Origin of the sequence: Carboxylicivirga caseinilyticus (assembly GCF_050589785.1) — a bacterium.
GTDB lineage: Bacteria > Bacteroidota > Bacteroidia > Bacteroidales > Marinilabiliaceae > Carboxylicivirga > Carboxylicivirga caseinilyticus.
Genome location: NZ_JBNGOX010000120.1, coordinates 1 through 499, shown reverse-complemented (window position 1 = coordinate 499; position 499 = coordinate 1). Strand labels below are relative to the sequence as shown.

Annotated in this window: 1 protein-coding gene; it reads right to left on the bottom strand. The window is 30.5% G+C overall.

Annotation, left to right across the window (positions count from 1 at the left end):
• Positions 1–499 (bottom strand): REP-associated tyrosine transposase (locus ACRD62_RS22485; protein ID WP_430822328.1); only part of this gene is annotated, 499 nt, incomplete at both ends.

Sequence of the window (499 nt, the reverse complement as noted above, 5' to 3'; positions counted from 1 at the left end):
ACCACCCATCCTGCTTTAACCGGATTATTATGAATATAGTTAATCCTTTGGTCAAGTTTAATATTACTATCCATCAAAACAGGATGACTTTTATCTTGCCAGAATCTGTATTTTTTAATTCTATTATCAAATTTACCAGCATACTGAAAACGATATAACATCCATTCTTTTCTACTCTCCTTTCCTTCTTCAATCATCTTTAAAAGAGTCTTAGCCGTAAATTGTTTAAAATCCCGAATGAAGTCACTTAACCTTTGAGAATCTTCAGTTTTACATATCATATGCAGATGATTCGTCATTAGTACCCATGCAAAGATTCTTAACTTTTTATTTTCCTGACAAAACTTTAATGAATCCACAATTATGTCCTTGTACTCAATTCTTGTAAAAACATCTATCCAATCTATGATAGTAAATGTTACAAAGTATGTTGCATGCTGATCCCCTATTAAATAATTCTCGGAAGACATTTTATTATTCAAGTTATCATACATAACTC